The organism is Microvirga arabica, from assembly GCF_016811235.1.
GTDB classification, from domain to species: Bacteria; Pseudomonadota; Alphaproteobacteria; order Rhizobiales; family Beijerinckiaceae; genus Microvirga; species Microvirga arabica.
Genome location: NZ_JAFBID010000006.1, coordinates 38,454 through 63,995 on the forward strand (window position 1 = coordinate 38,454; position 25,542 = coordinate 63,995).

Consider the following 25,542-nt stretch of genomic DNA (forward strand, 5'->3'; position numbering starts at 1 on the left):
AGAACTCCGGCTAAGGGTTGTTCCCGCCGGAGTGCTTCTTCGGTGCTTCGCCCGTCTGTGCTGGATCGGTTCCCTGCGGAGCGTCTCCGGCCGGCTTCACCTCGTCGGGGTTCGACACCGCATGAGAGACAGGCTCCCGCGCCTGCTCGTTATGCGGAGGCGGACCGGCAACCGCCGACCCACCCATATAGGACGGTGGATCGCTGGCCGGAAAGGAGTATTCCGAGCCGGCATCGACCAGATCGTCTTCGTCCTTCTTCACGCCCATCGCTCATCTCCTGCTCTATCGTGGCACAGCTCTCCACGTAGGAATGCCCGGAATCTCCGCATGTTCAGGCGTAGCGGCAAATAATCTGGAGGCTGCAAGGAGCTAGCCTCGCCTCTTCCCCGACGTAGCTCTGGTCGCCGCAGGCGCTCTCCCTATCTCCAGACATGCATCGAATCCTAAGACAATCCGGGAGAACGCCATGAACCAGACCCGCCGCAGCCTCCTCGTGACGATGGCCGCCGCTTCCGCAGCCTCGGCCCTTTCGCCATGGCGGGCCCTGGCCCAGGCTGATTATCCGACGAGGCCCGTACGAGTCATCGTTCCCTATGCGGCCGGCGGCGGGACGGATTTCTTCGCGCGGCTTGTCTTTGCCGCCATGGGAGAGCAGTTGGGGCAGCAGTTCGTCGTCGAGAACCGGCCGGGGGCCGGCACCAATATCGGGGCCGAGGCCGTCGCCCGGGCGGAGCCCGACGGCTACACGCTGCTCTTAGGGGATTCGGCGACCTTCGCGACGAACCGCTCCCTCTATCGCAAGCTCTCCTTCGACCCGTATAAGGATTTCAGCCCAATTTCACTCACCGGTCGATTCGCGCTCGTGCTGCTCGTCAACACGAACAAGCTGCCGGTGAACTCCATTCAGGAATTGATCGCCGAGGCGAAGAAGACGCCCGGGCGGATCAACTATGCGACTCCTGGCCTTGGCAGCCCCTTCCACCTGGCGACGGAGCTCCTGTCACAGGGCGCCGGCATCAAGCTCACCCATGTGCCCTATCGGGGTGCCGCTCCGGCCGTGCAGGATCTGGTGTCGGGGCAAGTCGATATGATGTTCATCGACTTCGCAACTGCCCGCTCCCAGCTCTCCGGCCCCATCAAGGCCATTGCAGTGGCTTCGCCGAAGGAGTTCGCCGGCTTGCCGGGCGTGCCGCCCGTCGCCGCCGATTTCCCGGGCTTCGAGGCCTGGGCCTGGCAGGGCTTCGTCGGCCCTGCGGGCCTGTCGCCCGAGATCGTCGCCAAGCTCAACGACACTTACCGGCAGGTGGTCGCAAGACAGGACATCCGCGACAAGCTGACTGGCGCCGGAATCGACGTGCTCCAGAGCTCGCCTGCCGAGATGGCCGTCTACATGCAGGAAGAAGGCGCCAAGTGGGAGAAGGTGATCAGGACGGCCAACATCACCCTGGAGTGATGCGAGCCGCCGTTTCGGGGCCGCGTCAGTTGCGGTCCCAGCGGTACATGCGCTGCTCGCCCTCGGTGCAGCTCACAGTCGGCTCGGCCTGCACCTTCTGGATCGTCGGCCGTGCCGGCAGCGCTGCGATCTCGCGGATGATCTTGGTCCGGATAGCATCGGCGAATTGCTGGCGCTCCCGCACCGGCACGATGAAAGAGCCTTCGCCGCCGATCACACAGTTTTTGTAGTAGAGGTCGAGATGCTCCATGTCGCCGAAGCCGCTCGGTCGCTTGAGCATGATGGGAAGGCCGTTGATGGTGATGCCCTTGGCAATGGCCTCGTCACGGGCTGCCACGACGCCTCGGCCGCTGCTGTTGGGGCCATCTCCGGAGATGTCGATGACCCTGCGGATCGGCTCGACGCCGGTCTGCTCCAGGAGCTTCACGCCGAAATCGATGGCGCCGGAGATCGAGGTTCTCCGGATACGGCCAATGGGGGTGCTGCTCAGGCCGTCGGCAAACTTCAGGGCGCCCTCAGGGCCGTCGATGATCGTCCAGGGCACGATGACGTTCTGATACTCGACGCCGGACCATTCCACGTAGGTGACGATGATCCGCCCCACCATGCCGTTGCGGATGGCCTCATGCACCTGCGGCGAACGGAAGGCCTCCATGAAGCCCTGGCGCTGGAGTTCCTGCTCATCGGGATCCATGGAGCGGGAGACGTCGACGGCCAGCACCAGCGCGACATCGACCTCGGTCTCTGCCCGGGCACCAGGCGTAGACAGCCATAGGCCCGTCATGACAGCCGCAAAAGCGCCAAGAAGCCTTCGATTCATCTCCGCCTCCGTTTACCAGACGCAAGAAGCTGGCAGGAAACCTCCGGCAGGCAAGGTTCGACGGTGCTGAGAAGGGTCTACCGGCTGTCAATTTAACGTGAATTCCATGTGAAACGTTTGTGGCCGCCCGCAGCCAAATGCCAGAATGGAACGTCCCACCGAGCGGGCTTTTCCTCCCGGCCTCCCGCTTTATATGGCCGGCATGAAGTCTCGAGCCGCTGTAGCGGGCGGTGCTCAGAAGGAAGTCTTGCAGATGTCGTCCACTCTCGATCGCTGGTCACCCTATGCCCTGGCCATCTTAAGGATCGTCACGGCGCTGCTCTTCATGGCGCATGGAACGCAGAAGCTGTTCGGCTTCCCGGCCCCTCCAGAGATCGGCATGCCGCCCCTCCTGTCGCTCTTCGGCATCGGGGCTATTCTGGAATTCGTCGGTGGTCTCCTGATCCTGGCGGGGTTGTTCACCAGGCCCATAGCCTTCGTGCTCGCCGGCGAGATGGCGGTGGCGTACTGGATGTTCCACGCCCCGCAGAACTTCTATCCGGTTCTGAACGGTGGCGATGCATCCATCCTGTTCTGCTTCGTCTTCCTCCTGCTCGTTTTTACCGGCCCGGGTGCCTTGAGCATCGACGGAGCACGGCGGCCAGCCGGCCCACGGCACTCCTGGGAACGCTGATCCGGCAGATGTTCTGGTAGCCTTGCGGCAGGGCTCCCGGACGCTCCCTTGTCGCTGTGGTCCGGAAAGGCAACTCCGCCTTCTAACCCGTAAGAGTTGGGTAACAGGCCCGGCTCCTCTGACACCGACGTGGAACGACTGCCGGTAACCCGATAAATTTCAGGGGACGGCGCATGACTTTTGCGCGCGAAAAGCGTTAAGAGCACGGGCAGGTTCGTTGCGTAGGAGTCTGGACATGGCCGAGATCATCGCCTTCAAGGATCTCAAGAAGATCGCCGATCGGTGCGAGGTGCTGACTCTTTTCGAACCGAAGCGCTCTGCAAGATCCAAATCCCGCACCGAGAGCGGGAGTTTCGATTTTCCGAGTTCCCGCCCCTTCATTTCCGGCAACCTGACGGATCTGTTCGAGCAGGCCAATGCGGTCGCTATGCGACACCATCATGGAGATCCCAGGGTCTCGGCCATCGTGGCGGAGAAGTGCCTGGAACTGATCCAGGCCTTGGAAGATCATGCGCAGCCGGAATGAGCGCCCAGGCCCGGGACTCTGACAAAGTTTCGAGGGATCTGCTCTCTGCTCGAAGAGAGAGACGCCCATAAGCCTTATTTCCTCTGCGGAAGTTCGGCTTCGAATAGAACCATTAACTCTAAATCTCAAAGTATGCGGTTGGACGAATTCTTTCGTTGCTTTTTGAACGCCCGCCGTAAAATGATTATCGTTGCAAAAGTACCTGTGACAGGTTGAGTTCGCGCCCTAAGTCCATGCGCCGCTCAAAGGCATGATGCCCCCCTGTCAGGCCGGTGTGAGCCCGGCAGGTTCGTTCCCAAAATTCATTTGTTCGAGGTCGACCGTTCGGCATGCCGCTGTTCGGTCGAATTCCGGAGGCGTTCCGGTGCGGCTATGTTGAGTAAATTTCTGTCGTCCAAGCGTGCAGAATGGCCTTTTATCCGCGGCGTTCTGCTGCCTGTCGTCCTGGTCGCCTGCACAACCCTGTCGATGGGAGCAGGGGCGATTCTCTGGGCGGTGGGCAGGAGCAATAACATTTCCGCCGAACGCCAGCTCCTGACAACAGAGGCTAGCATCCGGGCCGCCGTTCAGGAACTCGCTCAGCAGCAGGAAATGGTCGCTATCTGGGATGATGCCGTGGTGGAGCTCAACAAGCGGCCCCTGGACCTCAAATGGGTCGACGCCAATTTCGGCGTCTGGCTCAACAAGACCTTCGGACAGGATGAAATCTACATCCTTGATGATCGCAACGAGCCGCTCGTCGCGACCGTTGGATCCACCCGCGTGGCTGCTGAAGAATACGAGCGGGTGAGGGGCAGCGTCACCGATCTTGTTGCAGGCATCAGGGGAGCCCCGGACTCTCTTCACCGGGCGCACGTGGCGGACCTCGCGACGGCTTCCTACCTGAAGACCGGCCAGGCCGTTCACGACGCTCATCTACTTGAACTCAATGGCCGGCCGGCAGCTGTCAGCGTGATGAAGATCATCCCTGAATCCGAAGACGTTCCCTATCCGCATGACAGGGAATTCCTTCTGCTCAGCATCCGGTACCTGGACGGGAGCTTTATCACGCAGCTATCCGAGCAGAACCTGATCGATGGCCTGCGGTTCTCCAGCACCGACACTCCTGAGCAGGGTGAGGTCTCGGTGCCGGTGAAATCGGATGTCGGCCATCTCATCGGATGCTTCATCTGGAACCCGGAACTGCCGGGAGATCGCGTTCTCAGGTCGGTCGGTCCTGTGATGGCCGCTGCCGCCGCCATGATCGTTCTCCTGCTCGGTGCTCTGGTCCGTCGGCTGAGGCAGTCCACAACGGCACTGGAGAGAACGGTCCTTGAGCTGAAAGCGAGCGAGGCGCAGGCCCACCATCTTGCGTTCCATGATGTTCTGACGGGCCTACCCAACCGCGCCCTCTTCGCAGACCGGCTCAACCATGCGATCGCTCAGATGAAAGATGGCGAGCAGATTGCCGTCATGATGCTCGACCTGGATCGCTTCAAGCATGTGAACGACACTCTCGGTCATCATGCGGGCGACAGTCTTATTCAGGAATTCGCGGTCCGCTTGGCGGGTCTCGTGGATAGCGGCGTGACCATCACCCGGTTGGGCGGAGATGAATTCGCCATCGTACAGACCTTCGCATCGGGGAGCCATGCGCCGCAAGCCTTGTGCGAAAGCATCCTTGCCGCCTCCATGCAGCCTTACGACGTTCTCGGCAACCAGGTGTTCGTCGGGGTCAGCATCGGGCTCGTATTGGCTCCGGAGGCTGGCTTGGATCGGATCGAACTCCTGCGCAAGGCCGACATCGCGCTTTACCGCGCCAAGGGAGAGGGGCGGAACTGCTACCGCGTCTTCACGTCGGAGATGGACGAAACCATCAATGTCTCAAGGGCCATCGAAGAGGATCTCCGTGCGGCGCTTGCGACAGGCAAAGGCCTTGAGGTTGCCTATCAGCCGCAGATCGCCCAGGGCGGCGCGGTCGTCGGCGTGGAGGCCCTTGCCCGCTGGTGTCACCCGACATGCGGGTATATCCAGCCCAGCCAGTTCATCCCCGTGGCGGAGCAGACCGGCCTGATCGTCCCGCTCGGAGAATGGATTCTGCGCCAGGCCTGCATGGCCTCCCGGCGCTGGCCCGATCTCTTTGTCTCCGTCAATCTCTCGCCCGTTCAGTTCCGGTCTGGTGATTTCGCCAGCCGTCTCATCGCCATCGTTCGGGAATGTGGTGGGCATCCTCAGCGCATTGAGCTTGAAGTGACGGAAGGGGTCCTCCTTGAAGAGGATGGCAGGACGACCGATGCGCTTCGGAGGCTGCGGGAAGCGGGCTTCCGCATTGCTCTGGACGATTTCGGAACCGGCTATTCGAGCTTGGGCTACCTTCACCGCTTCGAGGTCGACAAGATCAAGATTGACCGGTCATTCACTCATAGTTTGGGAAAGGGCGGCAAAGCCGCGACCGTCATCAAGGCCATCGTGGCCCTCGGGCATGCCATGTCGATTACGGTGACGGCGGAAGGCGTCGAGACAGAAACACAGCGGAACTTTCTGGATACGGCAGGCTGCAACGAGATGCAGGGCTTTCTGTTCTCGAAAGCCGTATCGGAAGATCAAATCATGCGAATGCTCAGTCGTTCGTCATCTGATAAGGCGCGCAATCATGTGAATACTATGCCAGTCCAAAGTATAGGTTAAGCTTATGTAAATCCTTATGGTCAAGATATGCCACATTGTGGCGCCGCTGATTTGAGACGCTATGACAAAACCATTATAGCATGACGGGTTACCTCTTAGTTGACGTTCAGGAAGAGGAACTAAATCTTCTGGCGGTTGTTATTGCCTCGCCTGATCTAATCGGATCGGCTTCCCGGACATGGTTCCTGCCTCTTTTGTTCTAGCCTGCGTAATTCGGATAGGCGGCACCATGATTCCTGACTTTGATGAACGCTACCAAGGGGCTAGAGCCAGCATGGGCCATAACGTCGTCTACAAAGAGCAAATTCTCCCCATCGCCCAAGATCCCTTTCAGAACGTCACGACGGTTCTCATCTGCCAGAACATCCTTCTCCGGACGGGTGTCAGCCATATCCTTTCGGGCACCCGCTTCGATATAGCGGAGCAAACCGGAGACCTGTCGACCCTATCCACATTCCCCGAAGGAGTGCCGGTGCTCTTCCTCATCTGCGATGGGCGCTCCCCTGGCGAGTACTCTCAGATGGTCAAGGAATTGAAGGAGCAGCACCTTCATGCCCGGGTGGTCGTCCTCGCAGACAACATGGGTCCGCAAGAGATCGTTCAGATCTGTAAGGAGGGGTTGGACGGGTTCTGCATGACGACAATGGCCCGTCATGCAATCATCAAGGCTTTGGAACTTGTGATGCTGGGTGAAACCTTCATTCCAGGGTCTGTCGGGCTGGATCTGCTCGACCAATTCCGCGGCAACCAGGCCGGGGGTCTGGGCCAAACGGTTTCCCTCATGCCTGCCAACGATCCGGCTTTGCTCTTGAACAAGCTGTCAGAGCGTGAAGCACAGATCTTGCGGTGCCTGACCCAGGGCGCCTCGAACAAGCTGATCGCGCGTGAACTCGGAGTGGCGGAAGCCACCGTCAAAGTGCATATCAAGGCCATCTTGCGAAAGGTGAAGGCTGTGAACAGAACGCAGGCGGCCATGTGGGCTGCAGGTCATTTCGCCGCTGCGCAGGAGAGCAGACCTCTGGTTCCAGGCGAATAGAACCTTAGAAATACTGTCTCATCAGAGTTAGGGCGCGCGGGAAAGCCTCGCCCACCTAACTCTTTCGGGGTAGTACAAGTGGCGAGTTGCGGATCAGTCAACACCAGCGCTAAGCCTGATGTCACCCTGATGGCGCAGCGGAATAAAAACTTCAGTAAGAGCGTACCGACGCCCCAGGCTTGAACTTAGAACAAACACCTAAACGATGCGGTGGGGCAAATATGGATTACCAAGTAGAGTTGGTGGCTCGTGCATTTTTTGAGGCCGAGCACGAGGACTTCTCATGGGATGGTGAAGCGGAATTGGTGAGGGAAGAGTTCCGCCAATATGCGCGCAACGCCATCAGTCTGCTTGACGAGGATATCGGCGTTCTTCTGCTGGCCCTTCATCGGGCCACGGCTCAAGAGCATCCTGAGCGACCCAGGGCTGCAGCCTAACAATTGCATTCGGACCAGGCTGCTTGAGATGCTCGCGAAGAGCGGGGATCTCAAGCACGCTCAATCCTTAAAAGCTCCTCATGCCAGGAGTGCTGTGCTCAATGGGCGTCTGGCGGCAGATCGGCAATCCGTTTGATCTCATAGACGGCCAGCATCAGAACAACCGACATGACAACGAGTCCGAGTGCGCTCGTGAAGACGCTCGCGCTGACTCCCGAAGCAGAAGAGACGATCGCCAGCAGAAGAAGGAAGGGCAGACCAAGGGCAATGGCGAGAACGGCTAAAAAGGACCGTGGCATAGAGCGGATTCCATTGTTCGAGGAACAAACGTTTGAGAATTAAGTAGCCTTCAAAATCGTGGAGAAAGTGAGATTGCACTCGAGGCTAAACTCTCTCAAGACTCCTTTAAATTTAATCCAAAAAAAGTTGTCCGACTAAAAGTCCCACCGTTGCGCCTTCGCGACGAGGAAGTCGCGAAAGACTTGGACCCGCGCGACGGAACGCAGCTCGTCAGGATAGACGAGGTAGCTGTCGAGGACCGGCATCTGCACGTCCCGGAGAACCTGCTTCACGGCCGGATTGCCGCTCATCGCATAATCCGGCGCCATGCCGATACCGGCACCATTCTCGATGGCCTTGCGGAGAGCCAGGCTGTCATTCACCACAAGGCGGCTGGGACGGGGATCCTTGGGGTCGCGCCCCAGGCTGCTCAGCCGGTGCAAGTCCAGAATGAAAGCGGGCTGGTCGCCTCCCAGGCAGAGGAGGGAGTGATTGTCGAGATCCTCGATGCGCTCGGGCTCTCCGAAGCGCTCGAGATAGGCATGGGCCGCATAGGCGTGGTACTGAATCGTGAAGAGGCGGCGCTGGATCAGGTCCGGCTGTGCCGGCCGGCGCAGCCGGATGGCGATGTCGGCCTCGCGCATGGCGAGATCCAGCTCCTCGCTCGTCAGGGACAGTTGAACGCGCACATCCGGGTAAAGATCGAGAAACTCCTTAATGCGCTGCGCCAACCAGATCCCGCCGATGCCGACCGTTGCGGTGACCCTGAGCTCGCCGGCCGGACGTTCGCTGGTTTCCGTAAGGCGCTGACGCGTTTCGTCCAGGCGCAGGCGGATGTCCTGGGCGGCGCGGAACAGCACCTCTCCATGCTCAGTGAGAATGAGGCCTCGGGGGTGGCGATGAAAGAGCGGGACCTTCAGGTCGTGTTCGAGGGCGCTGATCTGGCGGCTGACCGATGACTGGTTGACCCCGAGTTTCTCGCCGGCTCGGGTGAAGTTCCCGGCATCGACCACCTCATAGAACAATCTGATTTTGTCCCAGTCCAAGACAGATCCTCAAAAGGGGAGCGGGTTCACATTGCCTGCACCTCACGAAGGAGTATTCCAAATTGAGAGGGCTTGCTACAAGGATCGCGATCACACCATTCCCAGATATGAAGACCTCTATCCTGTGGTGAGCGGATCATGCATGATAGTATGACATGAGGTCTGCTCAATGATAAGGGCAGGTTCCGTTAACTTTATCTAAGGGTAACTCGGGCCAGCCGCAGGTATTTATTGACTTTGCCGGCAGTATTGTGAAAGTTCAACCTAGCGATACGCCACAGACATAGCGGGTTGGCCGGCGCACCTTAAGCGATGCGCGTCCAAAGGCATGATGCCGTCCCGTCATACCGGTGCAAGCCCGGTATGTTCCCCCTAATCCTCATGATCTGCATCCCACGGCCGAATGGCCAAAGGTCGCGCTATGAACAGGTCTGCTGCCGCATCCGAGGCCTTGGCGGCATCCTCGGGCCCATGGCTGACACGCCCCTTCCGGGGGCTGATCGGCCGCTTCGGCATCGCCTTTTTCATCCCGGTGCTCGAGGCAACGCTGCTGATCACCCTGCTGGCGCTGGCGCTGGCGCTGCCCGCTGCCCTGCTGCAGGTCTACGACCGGATACTGCCGAACAAGGCCACCGGCACCCTGGTGGTTCTCGCCATCACGGTGGCTGTGGCCATTCTGCTGGAGGCGCTGCTTCGGCACGTGCGGGGCAGGCTTCTGGCCCGAATGGCGGCAACTTCGGAGGCGCAGGCGCATCGTCAGGCCATGGAGTGCCTGCTCCATGCTCCGCTCTCAGCCCTGGAAGCCAACAGCAACGGCTATTATGCGGAGCGTCTCTCCGCCATCGGCACCCTGCGTGAGGCATGGTCAGGCCCAGCCCTGCAGGCCATGCTCGATCTGCCTTTCGCCCTGCTTTACCTGGTTGGGATCTGGTATCTCGCCGGCCCGCTCGTGCTGGTGCCGCTGGCATTGCTGGTCGGTGTCGCGCTGCTCGCAGCGTTAACGGGCCGTCGCGTGCGCCGCGCGGCGCAGAACCTCGCGCTCGCCGAGGAGCGCCGGTTCAACTTTCTGTTCGACACGCTGAGCTGCATCCATCCGATGAAAGTTCTCGGCGCCGAGCCCCTGCTCGAGCGTCGCTACGAGCGTCTGCAGGGCGGCTCAGCGCAGATGCGCCGAACGCTTGCCCAAGCCATCTCGACCGGCCAGGAGGGTGGGCAACTGCTGGCCCAGGCCGCCACCATCGGCGTCGCAGCCTTCGGCTGTCACATGGTGCTGAACGGTCAGCTCAGTGTCGGCGGACTGGGCGCCTGCACCATGCTGGTTGGACGCACGATGCAGCCCTTGCTTGGCGGCGTGGCTCTCTGGTCGCGTCTTCAGTCGCTCGCGGAAAGCCGCCGCCGTGTCGCAGAGATTGCCCTGCTCCCACAGGAGCGCCATCTCGACAGGCCAGTCCTCGATGTTTCAGAAGGTCATGTGGTTCTCGACAACGTTCGGCTGCGCACCCCGCCCCACAAGGAGTGGCTGTTCGACGGTTTGACCCTGGAGGCGAAACCTGGCGAGATCATCGGCGTCACCGGTGCGAATGGCTCGGGCCGTTCCGCCATGCTGCGGCTGATCGCGGGCGACCTGCCGCCAACCGAAGGCCGCGTGACGATCGATGGACAGGACCTCGCGCAGGTCGAGATGGGACCGGCACGCCGACAGGTTGCCATCGTGCCGCCCGATCCGGCTCTGGTGCGCGGCACGCTCCTGCAGAACCTCACGATGCATCAGCCGCACCGGGAGGCGGCGGCTCTGCGCCTGGCGACCCAATTGGGTTTGGATCAGGTGGCGGGCGCACTGCCGGGCGACTGGCATACGCCTGTCGGCGTTTCGGCCACGCCGCTGCCGCGTGGCGCAGCCCAACGCATCGGTGTCGTACGCGCCCTCATCGAGGAGCCGCGTATCCTCCTGCTCGACGACATCACCTCACAGATCGACGGCGACAGCGATGCGCGGCTCGCCCAGCTCCTGGCGGGGCTGCGCGGCAAGGTCACGGTCATCATCGTCACGCACCGTCCCTCGACGCTCGGAATCGCGGATAGGGTCTTCGCGATCCGTGACGGCAGGCTGGAGCGCGTGTCATGAGCCTCGTGATGGATTGTTCCCCTCAGGCTCCGGTGCAGGTGTCGAAAGACCTTCTGGCTCCGTCCGATCTGGCCCGTTGCCTGCCGGTCCTGCTGTGGCTGATGGAGTGGTCGGGCAGCGCGGACGATCTTCTCTCGGCGCTCCCGCATGCGAAGCCCGACATCGATCTCACCGATCTGCGCAACTCGCTGGCCGTTCTCGGCTATCCGACCAGGATGCAGGGGCTCAAGCGGGGAAGTCTTGACCTGCGGTGCCTGCCGGCCATCCTGCTGCCGCCGGGAAAGGCTGCCGCTGTCATCTACCGCGATGAGGCCGGACAGGTTCTGATGTTTGATGGCGCCACAGGTGATGTGAAGCCCTGTGCTCCGGAGAAGCTGCGTGGAACCTTGATCCTTGCCGCCGAGGCGAATGTCGGGTCGCCCCGTCAGAACTGGTTCGGCGGCATCGCCCGACGGTTTCGGGGATCTCTGGCGCCCTTGCTCGCGATCAGCGGGCTCATGGCCGTGCTCGGGCTCGCGGTTCCGATCTTCACCATGGCGGTCTTCGACACGGTGGTCGCCGGCTACAGCCCGGAAACGCTGCCCATGCTCATCGTCGGCGTTGCCGCCGCGGTCGTGCTGGAGATCCTCTTCCGGGTCATCCGCCAGCGTGCCCTGCTGCGCATCGCGGAACGCCTGGATCGGCTGGTTCCGAGCGCCGTATTCACACAATTGCTGTCCCTGCCGACAGCGCTCGTGGAGCGGGCCGGCACCGCATCCCAAGTGTCGCGTCTGCGCGATTTCGCGGCGATCCGCGAGTTTCTCACCGGCAGTTTCGCCGTCGCCCTTCTGGACTTGCCGTTCACGATCCTCGTCGTGGTGCTGATGGTGGTTCTCGGCGGATGGATCGCGCTCGTGCCGGTGGGGACCGCCATCGGCTTCGTTCTTCTGTTCTGGATCTCGCGCGGGTCCATGCGGCTGGCCATCGATCAGGCGGCGCGCGCCAACCAAGCTCGCGAGGCCCTGGCCGTCGAGGCGCTCGAGACGGTGCGCACGCTGAAGCTCGGAGGTGCGGAAGAGCGCTGGATCGACCGCTATGCGGCTGCTGCCGCTGCTGCCGCCGTGGCGTCTGCACGGGTCGGCACCCTGACGGGTTCGGTGCTCGCAGCAAGCCAGGCGCTCGTCACCCTGTCAGGTCTGGCCGCGGTGGTCTTGGGCGTCCTCTCGGTGCTGTCCGGTGCAATGACCGCAGGCGCGCTGATCGCCGGCATGATGCTGATCTGGCGGGTTCTGGGCCCGATGCAGACATGCTTCGTCATGTTCTCGCGTTGGGAGCAGACGCAGGCCTCGATCCGGCAGGTGGACGGATTGATGGCGCTTGAAACGGAGCGTCCGCCGCCGCTCGAAGCGCGCATGGCGCCGCCGGAGCAGGGCGCCATCGTCTTCCATCGGGTGACCCTGCGCTATCTGCCGCAATCTGAGCCCGTGCTGGCCGGCGCCAGTTTCGCCATTCAGCCCGGCCAGGTGGTGGCCATCACCGGTGCGGAGGGCACGGGCAAGTCCACCCTGCTGCTGCTGATCGCAGGCCTGTATCGGCCGCAGGGCGGCCTCGTGCGGATCGACGGTCACGACGTGCGCTCCTTCAATCCGGCCGTTCTCCGGCGAAGCATCGGCTGGGTGCCGCAATCGCCGGGATTGCTCTATGGCACGATCGCCCAGAACCTGCGTCTGGCACGACCCAGTGCCTCCGATGCGCAATTGCGCGCCGCAGCCGCGGAGGCCGGGGTTCTGGAAGCCATCGAGGCGCTGCCGCAAGGCTTCGACACGCGGGTCGGCGACAACCACAGCGGCCGCCTGCCGCGCAGCATCCTGCAGCGGATCGCACTCGCCAGCGCGCTTTTGCGCGATGCGCCCATCCTGCTCCTCGACGAACCCGTCGCCGGACTGGATGACGCCTGCGCCAAGGCTTTCACCGATGTCATTGCCTCCCGCAGGGGGAACAGCACGATCCTCATGGCAACGCACAGGCCGAGCCACATCCGGCTCGCCGACCGCATCCTGCGCCTGCGGGACGGGCAGGTGGAGGAGGTGAATCAGCCTGCTCCCTTCGGGCCTCGTCCGACACGTACGCCGGTAGGCGTGCCGCTGGCGAACGCAGCTTTCGCAAATCTTTCTGCCGCTAACAGCCCCAGAGTTGGTTGATGAGCACCGCCGCAAAAACCGCCGCCGAGGCCGAGAATCTAACGCCGGCCGCACATCAGCACACGATGGCACCTCTGCCCCGTGCCAGCCGTCAGCCGCGCCCCGACAGTCATGTGCTCGCCCTGGAGGAACTACGGATCTACGGCTTGGAGCGCGCCGTCGTTCTGGGAACCGGCTTGCTGGTGGCCGCAGCGCTTGCCTGGGCTGCGCTCACCCATGTGCCGGAAGTGGCTATCGGCGTGGGCGATCTCGCACCGACGGTCGCGCCGGCGCCTGTTCAGCACTTTGAGGGCGGCATCGTCACGGAGGTGTTGGTTCACGAAGGCGATGTGGTCGAAGCCGGTCAGGCTATGCTGCGCATGAACGATGCGGCGGCTCAAGCCGAGCTCTCGCAGGCGCGGCTTCGCCTTGAATCCCTGCAATTGCAGTCGCAGCGCCTGATGGCAGCCGCGGAAGGCAACAACACGGCAATGGAGCTGCGGGGGCGCAAAGGAACGGCGAGCATTGCTGTTGCCGATGCGAGCGGTGAGGGCAGCACGATGCCATCCCTGCGCACCAGTCTCTTCGCTGGCCCCCAACGTGCGGCGCTGGATGCACGCCTGCGCTCCTTGAGCGATCGTATTGCTGTGCTTCACGAGCAGGTGGCGCAGCGGCGCAGTGAATTGGCGATGCTGTCCGGGCAGATCTCTGCCGTGCAGGAGCAGATAGCGCTGCATTCCAAGGAACTCGGCATCCGCGAGGAACTCGCCCGCAATGGATTGACCACGCGGCTCGCGGTTCTGGAGGCGCAGCGTCTCCTGATGAGCGCGAAGGCCGAGCATGAGCGACTGAACGGCCAGTATGCCACAGCCCTGCGCAGCCTGGCCGAGGCCGAGGCGCGCATTTCGGAGATGCAATCGGCCGCCGTGGACGAGGCCCGGCAGGAGGCCGCACGGGTGGCGTTGGAGATTGCCGAAACGGCGGAAGCCGTCCGCAGGCTGGAGGATCGTGCGGAGCGAACCCTGCTCCGCGCCCCGGCTCCCGGCGTGCTGCGCGGACTGGCCGTTCACCGTTCCGGCACTGTCTTGCCGCCTGGCGGACTGATCGCCGAGGTCATGCCGCAGGATGCTCCGCTCGTGGCGGATGTGCGGATCACGCCGCGCGACATCGGGTTCATCGAAGTCGGTCAGCCCGCGCACGTCAAGGTGCAGGCCTTCGACTATGCGCGCTATGGTGCCGTCGATGGGATCGTGGAGCGCATCTCGGCCGGCACGTTCCTCGACGAGCAGCGGCAGCCGCACTACCGCGTGCGCGTCGCGCTCAAGCAGCAGCATGTGGGCCGCGATCCCGGCAAGGCGCAGCTCGTGCCCGGCATGACGGTTCAGGCCGACATCACGACCGGCAACAAGACGGTGCTGCAATATCTTCTGAAGCCAATCTATTCCGCCATGGCGGCATCATTCCACGAGCGTTGAGGACGCTAATCGCATGAGCCAGCAACCCGATCTGACCATCCCGTTCGATGCCAGCGTGGTTGACGAGGAGGCCCTGCGCGCTCTGCGGGCAGTTCAGCGAAGCCTCCCGATGGGTGATGCAAGCACCAGCGGAAATCTGGTGGGCGGAACGGAGGCGGTGGCCGCCTTCGGCATGGTGCGAGGCGGACCTTCCGGCGCCATCGCTGTCAGGCCTCATGAAATCAGCCCGCTGGAAAGCGACCTGCCGCCCGCCCCGCAGGATGAGCCGCTGAGGCCCCTCGACCTTGCACCGCCGGCCGGTCCGGCGTTCATGCTGGATGAGGTGCCGTTCGATCTTGCACTCTCGTCGTCCGCAGCGCCAATGCCTCTGGTGGGGTCCAGGGCCGCCGCAGCGCGATCGTCGAGCTACCCCGCACCTGAACTGGATGGCTCCCCCACGTGGGAGACGTCTCCGGTCGAAGCTGAGATTCCTGACGATGCAATCATCCTAACGCCGCCCCCTACCGAGAGGCCCGATCCACAGGAGCCGGCCGACATCGTCGCTGATTCTGCTATGGTCGGCTCGCGGGATGTGACCGGTGAGGAGGACACGGCCATTCGGCTTGACCTGTCGGCGGCGCTTGTGGACCGGGACGGCTCCGAGCAGCTGACGGTGAGCATCCTGGGCGTGCCGGATGGGGCAAGGCTCTCCCACGGCACCCGGCAGCCCGACGGCTCCTGGAGCGTGCCGGCCTCCGACTTGGCCCAGCTCAGCCTCACCCCGCCCGAGCACTTCTCCGGCCGCATCGAGCTCACCCTGCGCGCCACCGCCCACGAGAGCCAGGGCGGCAGCGCCATGGTGGAGACCACCTTCCGGGTGCAGGTGGAGGCGGTGGCGGATGCCCCGACCGTCACGGTGATGGACGCCCGCGGGTCCGAGGACACGCCGGTGAGCCTGGCCGGCCTGGGCGGCGCGCTGCGGGATCAGGACGGCTCGGAGAGCCTCGGCTTCGTGCTCAGCGGGGTGCCGGCCGACGCGACCCTGAGCGCCGGCACCCGCCAGCCGGACGGCACCTGGCGGCTCACCCCGGCCGAGCTGACGGGCCTGATGCTCACGCCGCCGGCCCACTTCTCCGGCAGCTACAATCTCACCCTGACGGCGATTGCCACCGAGGGCAGCAACGGCTCGCAGGCCGGAACGTCGGCCAGCTTCACGGTGGGGTTCGACCCGGTGGCGGATGCCGGCACCATCGGGGGCGCGAGCACGGGCGCGGAGGACACGGCCATCGTGCTCCAGCCGGTCTTTGCCACGCCCGATCCGTCGGAGACCTGGTCGGAGTTTGCCCAAGTGTCGGGCGTGCCGTCCGGCGCCCGGCTGAGCCATGGCACCGAGCTGTCGCCAGGCGTGTGGCAGGTGTCCACGGCCGACCTGCAGGCGGGGCGGGTATCTGTGCATCCGGCCGTGCACTCGGATGCGGACTTCACCCTCACGGTGAGGGCGACGCTGATCGACACGGGCAACGGCACCAGCGTGAGCCGGGAGGTGACGGGCACGCATGCAGTGACGGTCACGGCCGAGGCCGATGCCCCGCAGGTGAGCGCCAGAGATGCCACAGGTCAGGAGGACACGCCGGTGGCGCTGGACATCTCGGCCAGCCTCACAGACGCGGATGGCTCCGAGGTGCTTTCGGTGATAATCGGCAACCTGCCCCAAGGCGCCCGCCTCTCGGCTGGACTCGACAATGCCAACGGCACCTGGACACTCACGCCAGCGCAACTCACCGGCCTGAAGCTGATCCCAGGACCAGAATGGAGCGGCACCGCAACCCTCTCCGTGCAGGCTCATGCGCGGGAAACCTCCAACGGCAAAGTCGCCACCACTGAAACCACATTGAAGGTGGAGGTCGAAGCCGTGGCCGATGCGCCGCGTATCGAGGCAAAGAACGTGACAGGTCAGGAGGACACAGCCATCCCGCTTGATCTCTCGGCGGCCCTCATTGACGCGGATGGCTCCGAGATCATGGTCGTAAGCATTCTCGGAATTCCCGAAGGCTTCACGCTGTCAGCCGGCACCGCACGGGGTGGAGGCGAATGGCGCGTGCCAAGCGGAGATCTGCCGGGTCTCAAACTGATGCCGCCGGCGGACTGGAACGGCACGCTGAACCTGACGGTTCAGGCGACCAGCACCGAGACGAGTACCGGGGTGTCCGCTACAAGCAGCAAGTCGTTCACGGTGATCATCGATTCAGTGAACGATGCGCCCGAGCTGAGCCTGACCGCTGCGGAACATACGGAGTCCGGTGCCCACCAGGCAGAAGCCATCGGCACCGCTCATGCAGAGGATATCGACAGCACGCAACTTGGTGGCGCTGTTATCACGCTCTCCGGAGCACAACCCGGTGACAGGCTCGATCTCGAAGGCTTCACCCTGCACAGCGAGAACGGACGCACGATGATCGGCGACACAGGCATTGAGCTCGTGGGGGGGGGCTATGCCGACGATACGGGCACGCTGACGCTCAGTGGCCATGCCTCACCCGAAACCTACGCCGCGGTGCTGCAGTCCCTGATGCTCGAGAGCGACGCTCGATCCGGCCTGGCGGCCGGCACCCGCAGCATTGGCGTTGTATTGTCCGACAGTGACGGCGCCACCACGACGCGGCAATCCGTGGATGTGGTGATCGACGAGGCAGAGCCCGTTCAGCCGGAGGGGCAGAACTTTGCCTTCAGTGCTCCAGAGTCAACACAGAACAGTGACGGCTCGGATATCATGCTCCTGATGGCCGATGACGAGGCCGAGATGAGTCACGCTGCGACTGCCGCATGGACGGAGCAGATCGACAGCGATCAATCCGCGGCTGCGTCTCAACCCGTGACCACGCTCGATCAGCCGGCTGCGGACCATACTCAGACCATCGACGATCTTCAGGTCGATGCATCGCGGATGAGCTGGTCCTGACGACTGCATGGCAGGACGGAGCCTCCACGGGCTCCGCCCTGCCGAAGCATTGTCACTGGGTTCCTGGCTGTACGATGGGCACGTCCGCGGGACGGGACGGCTCGTCGGCGGGCTTGTCATCCTCTAGCGGCTCAAAAGGATCCAATGAAGGAAGTTCCGGCAAGGGACCTGGGACGTCGGGCGGCTGGTCAGAAGGCTTTGGCGTGTCGGACATGGGAGCTCCATCAGTGGATTGCTCCTTTGGGAAAGCACAGGCGCCCGATGCGTTCCCGCCTCAGAGCTTGATCATTCGAATAGGTAAGGCTCACCTGTCCTGTGGGGGTGCCGGAACCCTGGTTGATCTGGGCCGTTGGATCACGTCCACTGCCGAACAATGCACCCCCTGTGCCCCCTGTGCCGATGTCATGTCGGCGGTGATTTCACCTCAGCCTGATTGCCCTCTAGTGGGGCCATCGGTCTCTGTCGTGACGAGGGAGGTCCCGATTGAGTGCAAGCCAGAACCATTCATCCCCCGCGCTTGAAAGGATCCCGGTCACCCTCACGGTGAACGGCCAGACTAGGACAGTGGAGGTCCTGCCCTGGACAGTCCTTCTCGACCTCCTGCGCGATCATCTCGGCCTGACGGGAACTAAGAAGGGCTGCGATCACGGGCAGTGCGGCGCCTGCACGGTGCTGATCGATGGCAAGCGGATCAATTCCTGCATGGCGCTTGCTGTGATGAAGGACGGCGCGAGCGTCACGACCATCGAGGGGCTTGCCAAAAACGGAGAGCTGCATCCTCTGCAGCAGGCATTCATCGATCATGATGCATTTCAGTGCGGCTACTGCACTTCAGGCCAGATCTGCTCCGGAGTCGCTCTCATTCAGGAGGGCCGGGCGCGCACTCGAAACGAAATTTGCGAATGGATGAGCGGTAATATCTGCCGCTGCGGCGCCTATACCAACATCGTCGACGCCATCGAGCAGGTGCTGGGTTCAACCACGGAGGCAGCGCGATGAACCGGTTTTCCTACCTGCGAGCCGGCAGTGTGGAGGAAGCCGTGAAAGCAGCCTCTGCCGACGCGTCCGCCCGCTTCATTGCCGGCGGCACGAATCTCGTCGATCTCATGAAGTATAATGTGGAGCGTCCGACCCGTCTCATCGACATCACGCGACTGCCCCTGAATACCATTGAGGAAACCGAGAGTGGCGGGCTGCGCCTTGGCGCGATGACCACCAACGACGAGGTGGCTCACGACGCCCGGGTCCGGAGCCGCTATCCGCTGCTCGCCAGCGCGATCCTCGCCGGTGCCTCGCCGCAATTGCGCAATGCGGCCACGACCGGCGGCAATCTTCTTCAGCGCACCCGATGCTATTACTTCTACGATACGGCCACGCCCTGCAACAAGCGCGAGCCCGGCACGGGCTGTCCGGCAACCTTCGGGCGCAATCGCATCCATGCGATCCTGGGCACGAGTGATCACTGCATCGCGACGCATCCCTCCGACATGTGCGTGGCTCTCGCGGCCCTGGAGGCTGTCATCCACGTTGCGGGGCCCAATGGGGAGCGCACGATCCCGATGTCCGAGTTCCATCGCCTGCCGGGCGACAGGCCGGAGATCGACACCACCCTGCAGCATGGGGAAATCATCACGGCCGTCGAGCTTCCGCCGGCGGATTTTGGGTCCCACTACACCTATCTGAAGCTTCGCGATCGCCTCTCGTACGCCTTCGCGCTGGTCTCCGTTGCGGCTGCACTCCGCATGGATGGGAGCACAATCGCCGAGGCGCGGCTCGCCCTCGGCGGCGTTGCCCACAAGCCGTGGCGCGATCCGGATACGGAGGCCATGCTGCGCGGGCATCCGGCCAGTGCCGAGCGGTTTGCGACTGTCGCAGACTTCATCCTGCGCGAGGCCAAAGGCTTCGAGGACAATGCCTTCAAGATTGATCTGGCCCGGCGCGGGATCGTCCGCGCGCTCTCCCAGGCCGCTGCAGGAACGCCGCAATCCCAGACCGACAAGCGCATCAGGTAAGGACGAGACGGATGCTGAAAGCTCAAGGTTACGTCGGCGCTCCGCAGAACCGGGTCGACGGGCGCGCCAAGGTCACGGGCGAGGCGCGCTATGCGGCGGAATTCGAGGTGCCGGACCTCGCCTACGGGATCGTCATATCGAGCGCGATCGCCAAGGGGCGGATCACGTCGATCGATGCCTCGGCTGCGTTGGCCATACCGGGCGTGGTTCAGATCTTCACGCACGAGAACCGGCCCCGCACGGCATGGTTCGATCGCAGCTATCGCGACGACGTCGCTCCTCCCGGCTCTCCCTTCCGTCCCCTTTACGATGAACAGGTGGTCTATAGCGGACAACCGATCGCTCTCGTGGTGGCGGACGAGTTCGAGATCGCGGCCCATGCGGCTTCCCTGGTGCGTGTCGAGTACGAGACCGACACTCATATGACGGATCTCGACATCAAGCGGAGCGAGGCCTATGTGCCGCCCAAGAAGCGGTCGGGCGTCACGCCGCCGCCGAGCCCGCGCGGTGATGCCGATCAGGCTTTTGCGCAGGCGCCCGTGAAGGTTCATGGCGAGTATCGGATTGCCATCGAGCACCATAATCCGATGGAGCCCCATGCCTCCACCGTCGTCTATGAGGAGGATGGCAAGCTTACCATCCACGACAAGACGCAAGGCGTTCAGAACAGCCAACGTTACGTCTCAAGCGTATTCGGCCTCTCCAGCGATCAGGTCCGCGTCGTGTCGCCGTTCGTCGGCGGAGCCTTCGGCTCGGGCTTGCGTCCGCAATACCAGCTCTTTCTCGCTGTCATGGCAGCCCTGGAGCTCAAGCGCTCGGTCCGGGTCGTGCTGACCCGCGATCAGATGTTCACCTTCGGCTATCGACCGCAGGCCATCCAGACCATTTCGCTGGGTGCAAATCCTGATGGAACTCTCCAGTCCATCATGCACGATGCCGTCCAGACGACCTCTTCCTTTGAGGATTACCAGGAGGTCATCGTCAACTGGTCGAACCTTCTCTACCATTGCGACAACGTCAAGCTGACCTACAAACTGGCTCAGGTCGATACCTATACGCCGAGCGACATGCGGGCGCCTGGCGCGGCGACCGGCGTCACCGCCATCGAGACGGCCATGGACGAATTGGCATATGCTGTCGGCATCGACCCTGTCGAGCTGCGGATCAGGAACTACACCGAGGCCGATGAAGCCAACAAAAGAGATTTCACCAGCAAGGAACTGAGAGCCTGCTACCAGCTCGGCGCGGAGCGCTTCGGCTGGTCCACGCGCAATCCGCAGCCACGTTCCATGCGGGAGGGGCGGGAACTCGTCGGATGGGGCATGGCGACCGGCGTTTGGGAAGCCTTCATGCAGAAGACGGCCGCTCGCGCGGTGCTCCACGCGGATGGCCACCTTGATGTCTCAACCGCTACGTCGGATATCGGAACGGGCACCTATACGATCCTGGCGCAGATTGCCGCCGACACGCTGGGGTTGGCCATCAACAAGGTCACAACGCGGATCGGCGACTCGAGCTTGCCGAAATCTCCCGTTCAGGGCGGGTCATGGACGGCCGCCTCGGCCGGAACCGCGGTGCAGGTCGCCTGCCGGAGCGTGCGCGAGACACTCTTCAAGTATGCCCGTGAGATGGACGGGTCGCCATTGGCCAATGCAAGCCTCGAGCATGTCTCCTTTGCGGACGGGCGGATCGTGCTGACGAACGATCCGGAGACAGGGATCTCGTTCACCGACATCATGCGTGCGAAGGGCGTCGACACGGTCGAGGCGGAGGAGATGGCGGCTCCGGGCATGATGACCAGCCTGCGCTATTCCGGCTATTCGCATTCCGCCATATTCGCCGAGGTGAGAGTGGACGAGGAACTCGGCATCGTCCGGGTGACCAGAATCGTCAATGCGGTGGCCGCGGGCACCATCCTCAATCCCAAGACGGCGCGCAGCCAGATCATCGGCGGCATCGTATTCGGGATCGGAATGGCTCTGGAAGAGGAGTCGCTGCTCGATCACAACCTCGGACGGTTCATGAACCACAATCTGGCCGAGTACCACGTGCCCGTGAATGCGGACATTCACGACATCGACGTGATCTTCGTCTCCGAGCATGACGACAAGCTCAATCCCATGGGGATCAAGGGACTGGGCGAGATCGGCATCGTCGGCACGGCCGCGGCGATCGGAAACGCAATCTTCCATGCCACGGGCAAGCGGATCCGCGAATACCCCATCACCGTGGACAAGATCCTTGGATGACGACGCTGGCAGAACTGCCGATCAGGCCGTCCACACCTGTCCTGGCCGCATGGCCGCGAAGCGGCGCGCAGGGATGTTCCGTGCCTGCAGGGCCCGGGCGAGGTCCCGAGGCGGCTGATCGGCGCCTTCATCCGTGAGCCTGAACGTTCCCCAGTGATAGCCTAAGGCCGATCTGGCCCTGAGGATGCCGAACGCGCGAACCGCATCGTCTGGGTTCATGTGGTTCGGCGCCATGAACCAGCGCGGCTCATAGGCGCCGATGGGCAGAAGGGCCACATCCGGGCCGGCGTGCCGTGCGGCGATTCCCTGAAAATGCCTGCCGCCGCCAAAGCCCGTATCGCCGCCGAAATAGACGGAGCGGCCGCCGCCGCGCAGCATGAAGGAGGCCCAGAGCGCATGGTTGCGGTCGTTCGTTGCGCGGGCGGACCAGTGATGAGCCGGCTCGGCGAACACTTGGAGATCGGAGCTAAGTGAGAGGCGGTCCCCCCAATCCACCGCCGTGACGGCGATACCTGGATCATGCGCCCGGATGATGGCGTCATTGCCGAGCGGCGCGACGATTCTCGGGCGGTCGCGCTGCCACAGGCGCGCGAGCGTGGGCAAATCCATGTGGTCGTAATGGTTGTGCGAGATGAGCACCGCATCGATCCGGGGCAGCTGATCGAAGGAGACGCCCGGCGGGTTGTAGCGCCGCGGTCCGGCGAAGGGCACGGGGCTCGCGCGCTCGGACCAGATCGGGTCTGTCAGAATGTTGTGGCCGGCGATCTGGATCAGGAAGGACGCGTGCCCGACGAAGCTGATGCGCAGGTCGCGTCGTCCGACGCGAGCCGGGGGCGTATCCTGGAACGGGCTCGGGTAGGGCTCCGGCCATGGCGCCGCGCTCTTGGTGAGCCGCCAGCGCAGGAAGTCGCCAAATCCGCGGGAGGGCTCTCCGCCGGGGTTGAAGAAGCGCTGTCCGTCGAAGTGATCGCTCGGCGGCCCGCGGTAGTAGAAGCCGCCCTCCTGGGCCTTTGCTCCCGCGGCGCTGCCGATGAACGGGAGAGATCCGATCAGGTAGACGACTTGTCTGCGCGACAGCACATTCTGCTCCAGCGGCAATAAAAGTGTGGCGGGAGCTTAGGGCTTGGCCGGAGCTTGAACAATCACAAGGAAGAGATCGTCTGCCCTTGGACCTGCTCAATCATGCACTGAAGAGTTCCGGGTGCTCCGCTTCGACGCGGGGCAGGGCCCGCAGAATTTCCGTGAGATGGCGGCGCATCGCGTCTGCGGCCGCATCCTCGTCGCGGGCGTCGATCGCCGCCATGATGGCCCGGTGCTGATCGATCAGGGGCAGCATCGCCTCCGGGCCCGGAAGGGTGAGCTGGCATACCCGGTCCATATGCGCCTTGATGTCCTGAACCGCCTCCCAGGCGAGGGGACAGCCGGCGCCTTCCGCAAGGGCGATGTGGAAGAGTTCATCGTAGCGCTGAAAGGCCGCGTGATCGTCCCGGCGCGCCGCCTGGTCCTGCAGTTCCAGAAGGTCGCCGATCCTTTCTCGGCTCTGTGTGTCGAACGATGAGCAGGCCCGGCGCACCACGGCCGTCTCGATCGCCTCACGGACGAAGCGTGCTTCCATCATCTTCCGAACCGAGATCTTCACCACCGTCGTGCCGCGCTGGGGCTGGATTTCCACCAGCCGGGTCTTGGCCAGGCCGATCAGGGCCTCGCGGACGGGCTGACGGGAAACGCCGTGGCGCTCGGCGATATCCTGCTCTGAGAGCCGGCTGCCCGGCGGAAGCTCCAGGGCAATGATGAGGCGACGCAACTCGCTTTCGATGCGCTGGGCTGCAGAACCTTGGCCGGTGGAGAAGGGGCTGTTCACAACGGATCTCATTCTTTTGGCGAGTTGCGAGATATATTAGTGTATACTACCATACAATCATCGACCAAGTAAGCCGCGAAAGACGGCTGCCGGGTCTCTACCAAGGCGCGAGAGGCACTTGGGAGCGAGAATGATTGGTCCGGAAGGGCGGATCTGAAATAAAGGTACATCCGAGGAAGCCTAAAGGAGGAAGAGAATGCTGACAAAAAGAACATTCGCCGCTGCCGCCGTCAGCCTGTGCGCCGCATTGCTGAGCGGCACCGCCAGTGCCCAGACCACGCTACGCTCGGCCGACATCCATCCAGATGGATACCCAACCGTCGAAGCCGTCAAGCATTTCGGCTCCCTGCTGGAGAAGAAAACCAACGGCCGGTACAAGGTGCAGGTCTTCCACTCTGCCCAGCTGGGCCAGGAAAAGGACACCATCGAGCAGACCCGCTTCGGCGTCATCGATCTGAACCGGATCAATATGGGTCCGTTCAACAACCTGATCCCTGAGACCCTGGTGCCCGGCCTTCCCTTCATCTTCCGTTCCGTCGACCATATGCGCAAGACCATGGACGGCCCCATCGGCGACCAGATCCTGAAGGCGTTCGAGCCTCATGGCCTCGTGGCGCTGGCCTTCTACGACTCGGGCGCCCGGTCCTTCTACAACTCCAAGCGCCCCATCAACACGCCGGCCGACCTGAAGGGCATGAAAGTTCGGGTGATCCAGTCCGACCTCTTCCTCGATATGGTCAACGCGCTCGGAGCCAACGCGACCCCGATGCCTCCGGGAGAGGTCTACTCGGCCCTGCAGACGGGCGTGGTCGATGGAGCCGAGAACAACTGGCCGAGCTACGATTCCTTCCGTCACTCCGAGGTGGCGAAGTATTACTCGCTGACCGAGCATTCCATGTCGCCGGAAGTGCTGGTGATGTCGAAGAAGAGCTTCGACAAGCTCTCGCCCGAGGACCAGAAGGCGGTGCGCGAAACCGCCAAGGAATCGGTCGCGAAGATGCGTGAGCTCTGGGAGGCCCGCGAGAAGCAGGCCGAGGCGAAGATCCGGGCCGGCGGCAGCCAGATCAACAACGTCGACAAGCAGCCCTTCATCGATGCGATGAAGCCTGTCTATGAGAAGTACGCCAAGGACGCGAAGGTGAAGGACCTCGTGTCCCGCATCCAAGCGATGAACTGAGTTCGGTCCTCCCGAACCAAACTGGGCCGGCTACGGCCGGCCCCTTTTTCCGCTGGAGATCTTGATCGATGCGCGATGGTCTTGCCGCGCTGTCCCGAATCCTGGCTGTCGTGAACCGCGCGGCGCTTTGGATTTCCGGAGTCGGGCTCATTTTGATGACGGCCTTCGTCGCCTGGCAGGTATTTGGACGATATGTGCTGAACCAGTCCCCGAGCTGGACCGAGCCGGCGTCTTTGCTGCTGATGAGCTGGTTCATTCTTCTCGGCTCTGCCGTCGGCGTGCGGGAGGGCAACCATCTCGGCTTCGAGATCGGCCTCCATCATGCGCCCTCCGGCCTGCGGCAGGTCATGCTCGCCGTCACCGAGGTGCTGGTGATGATCTTCGGAGGAGCCATGGCGTGGTACGGCACGATGCTGGCCATGGAAACCTGGTCCGCCGCCATGCCGGGTCTGCCCATCCCCCAGGGCCTCGATTATGTGCCCCTCGCCGTGGGTGGTGCGTTGATTGCTCTTTTTTCCTTTGAAAAGCTCGTTCGCCTTCTCCTGGCCGGGGAAGAGGCGCCGATGGTCCGCCCGGGCGAGCCTCATCTCGTTGCCGTGAAGGAATGA

21 protein-coding genes are annotated in these 25,542 nt (G+C 63.0%); 15 read left to right on the forward strand and 6 right to left on the reverse strand.

The window, feature by feature from the left end:
* Positions 1–10: 10 nt before the first annotated feature.
* Positions 11–268 carry a hypothetical protein gene (locus JQC81_RS04840; RefSeq protein ID WP_203270605.1) on the reverse strand — a complete coding sequence of 86 codons (258 nt, stop codon included), beginning with the start codon at positions 266–268 and terminating at the stop codon, positions 11–13.
* Positions 269–467: 199 nt separating this feature from the next.
* On the opposite strand from JQC81_RS04840, the gene JQC81_RS04845 reads away from it, so the two are divergent.
* Positions 468–1,454 (forward strand): Bug family tripartite tricarboxylate transporter substrate binding protein, encoded by a 987-nt coding sequence (locus JQC81_RS04845; RefSeq protein WP_203270607.1) that lies wholly within the window; start codon positions 468–470, stop codon positions 1,452–1,454.
* A gap of 25 nt (positions 1,455–1,479) precedes the next feature.
* Here the strand turns inward: JQC81_RS04845 and JQC81_RS04850 are convergent, their stop codons facing one another.
* Positions 1,480–2,274 (reverse strand): DUF1194 domain-containing protein, encoded by a 795-nt coding sequence (locus JQC81_RS04850; RefSeq protein WP_203270608.1) that lies wholly within the window; start codon positions 2,272–2,274, stop codon positions 1,480–1,482.
* 253 nt (positions 2,275–2,527) lie between these two features.
* On the opposite strand from JQC81_RS04850, the gene JQC81_RS04855 reads away from it, so the two are divergent.
* The 5 genes from JQC81_RS04855 to JQC81_RS04875 all read left to right on the forward strand — a co-directional run bounded on the left by JQC81_RS04855 (position 2,528) and on the right by JQC81_RS04875 (position 7,613).
* Positions 2,528–2,947, forward strand: a complete 420-nt coding sequence (locus JQC81_RS04855) for a DoxX family protein (RefSeq protein WP_203270610.1) — start codon at positions 2,528–2,530, stop codon at positions 2,945–2,947.
* A gap of 235 nt (positions 2,948–3,182) precedes the next feature.
* Complete coding sequence (locus JQC81_RS04860; RefSeq protein ID WP_203270612.1) at positions 3,183–3,473, forward strand: hypothetical protein; 291 nt, start codon at positions 3,183–3,185, stop codon at positions 3,471–3,473.
* 372 nt (positions 3,474–3,845) lie between these two features.
* Positions 3,846–6,140: a bifunctional diguanylate cyclase/phosphodiesterase gene (locus JQC81_RS04865; RefSeq protein ID WP_203270613.1), complete on the forward strand. Its 2,295-nt coding sequence runs from the start codon at positions 3,846–3,848 to the stop codon at positions 6,138–6,140.
* 178 nt (positions 6,141–6,318) lie between these two features.
* On the forward strand, positions 6,319–7,176 hold the full coding sequence (locus tag JQC81_RS04870) for a LuxR C-terminal-related transcriptional regulator (RefSeq protein WP_203270615.1): 858 nt from the start codon (positions 6,319–6,321) through the stop codon (positions 7,174–7,176).
* A gap of 221 nt (positions 7,177–7,397) precedes the next feature.
* Positions 7,398–7,613: a hypothetical protein gene (locus tag JQC81_RS04875; RefSeq protein WP_203270617.1), complete on the forward strand. Its 216-nt coding sequence runs from the start codon at positions 7,398–7,400 to the stop codon at positions 7,611–7,613.
* 98 nt (positions 7,614–7,711) lie between these two features.
* Here JQC81_RS04875 and JQC81_RS04880 read toward each other — a convergent pair whose 3' ends face one another.
* Entirely contained in the window at positions 7,712–7,912 is a 201-nt protein-coding gene (locus JQC81_RS04880; RefSeq protein WP_203270618.1) for a hypothetical protein, read from the reverse strand.
* Between the two features lie 135 nt (positions 7,913–8,047).
* On the reverse strand, positions 8,048–8,938 hold the full coding sequence (locus tag JQC81_RS04885) for a LysR family transcriptional regulator (protein WP_203270620.1): 891 nt from the start codon (positions 8,936–8,938) through the stop codon (positions 8,048–8,050).
* A gap of 421 nt (positions 8,939–9,359) precedes the next feature.
* Between JQC81_RS04885 and JQC81_RS04890 the strand changes: the two genes are divergently transcribed.
* From JQC81_RS04890 to JQC81_RS04920, 7 genes are all read left to right on the forward strand, one after another.
* Positions 9,360–11,063, forward strand: a complete 1,704-nt coding sequence (locus tag JQC81_RS04890) for a peptidase domain-containing ABC transporter (RefSeq protein WP_203270629.1) — start codon at positions 9,360–9,362, stop codon at positions 11,061–11,063.
* Complete coding sequence (locus JQC81_RS04895; RefSeq protein WP_203270639.1) at positions 11,060–13,243, forward strand: peptidase domain-containing ABC transporter; 2,184 nt, start codon at positions 11,060–11,062, stop codon at positions 13,241–13,243. Before JQC81_RS04890 ends, JQC81_RS04895 begins: the two co-directional genes overlap by 4 nt.
* Entirely contained in the window at positions 13,243–14,697 is a 1,455-nt protein-coding gene (locus JQC81_RS04900) for an HlyD family type I secretion periplasmic adaptor subunit (RefSeq protein WP_203270641.1), read from the forward strand. The genes JQC81_RS04895 and JQC81_RS04900 overlap by 1 nt, the downstream gene beginning before the upstream one ends.
* 13 nt (positions 14,698–14,710) lie before the next feature.
* Positions 14,711–17,635 carry an Ig-like domain-containing protein gene (locus JQC81_RS04905; RefSeq protein WP_203270643.1) on the forward strand — a complete coding sequence of 975 codons (2,925 nt, stop codon included), beginning with the start codon at positions 14,711–14,713 and terminating at the stop codon, positions 17,633–17,635.
* A 483-nt stretch (positions 17,636–18,118) separates the two neighbouring features.
* Entirely contained in the window at positions 18,119–18,634 is a 516-nt protein-coding gene (locus JQC81_RS04910; RefSeq protein ID WP_203270645.1) for a (2Fe-2S)-binding protein, read from the forward strand.
* The gene (locus tag JQC81_RS04915; RefSeq protein ID WP_203270647.1) at positions 18,631–19,647 is read left to right on the forward strand and encodes an FAD binding domain-containing protein; all 1,017 of its coding nucleotides are present in this window, start codon (positions 18,631–18,633) and stop codon (positions 19,645–19,647) included. The genes JQC81_RS04910 and JQC81_RS04915 overlap by 4 nt, the downstream gene beginning before the upstream one ends.
* An 11-nt stretch (positions 19,648–19,658) precedes the next feature.
* The gene (locus JQC81_RS04920; RefSeq protein WP_203270649.1) at positions 19,659–21,896 is read left to right on the forward strand and encodes a xanthine dehydrogenase family protein molybdopterin-binding subunit; all 2,238 of its coding nucleotides are present in this window, start codon (positions 19,659–19,661) and stop codon (positions 21,894–21,896) included.
* Positions 21,897–21,917: 21 nt separating this feature from the next.
* On the opposite strand, the gene JQC81_RS04925 is transcribed toward JQC81_RS04920, so the two are convergent.
* Positions 21,918–22,973, reverse strand: a complete 1,056-nt coding sequence (locus JQC81_RS04925) for an MBL fold metallo-hydrolase (protein ID WP_203270783.1) — start codon at positions 22,971–22,973, stop codon at positions 21,918–21,920.
* Between the two features lie 103 nt (positions 22,974–23,076).
* Positions 23,077–23,769, reverse strand: coding sequence for a GntR family transcriptional regulator (locus tag JQC81_RS04930; protein WP_203270660.1), 693 nt, complete (start codon positions 23,767–23,769; stop codon positions 23,077–23,079).
* A gap of 184 nt (positions 23,770–23,953) precedes the next feature.
* Here JQC81_RS04930 and JQC81_RS04935 point away from each other — a divergent pair, with 184 nt between their 5' ends.
* Both JQC81_RS04935 and JQC81_RS04940 read left to right on the forward strand, forming a co-directional pair.
* Positions 23,954–24,934, forward strand: a complete 981-nt coding sequence (locus JQC81_RS04935) for a TRAP transporter substrate-binding protein (RefSeq protein ID WP_203270662.1) — start codon at positions 23,954–23,956, stop codon at positions 24,932–24,934.
* Positions 24,935–25,002: 68 nt separating this feature from the next.
* A complete protein-coding gene (locus tag JQC81_RS04940; protein ID WP_203270664.1) occupies positions 25,003–25,542 on the forward strand; it encodes a TRAP transporter small permease in 540 nt (179 codons plus the stop codon).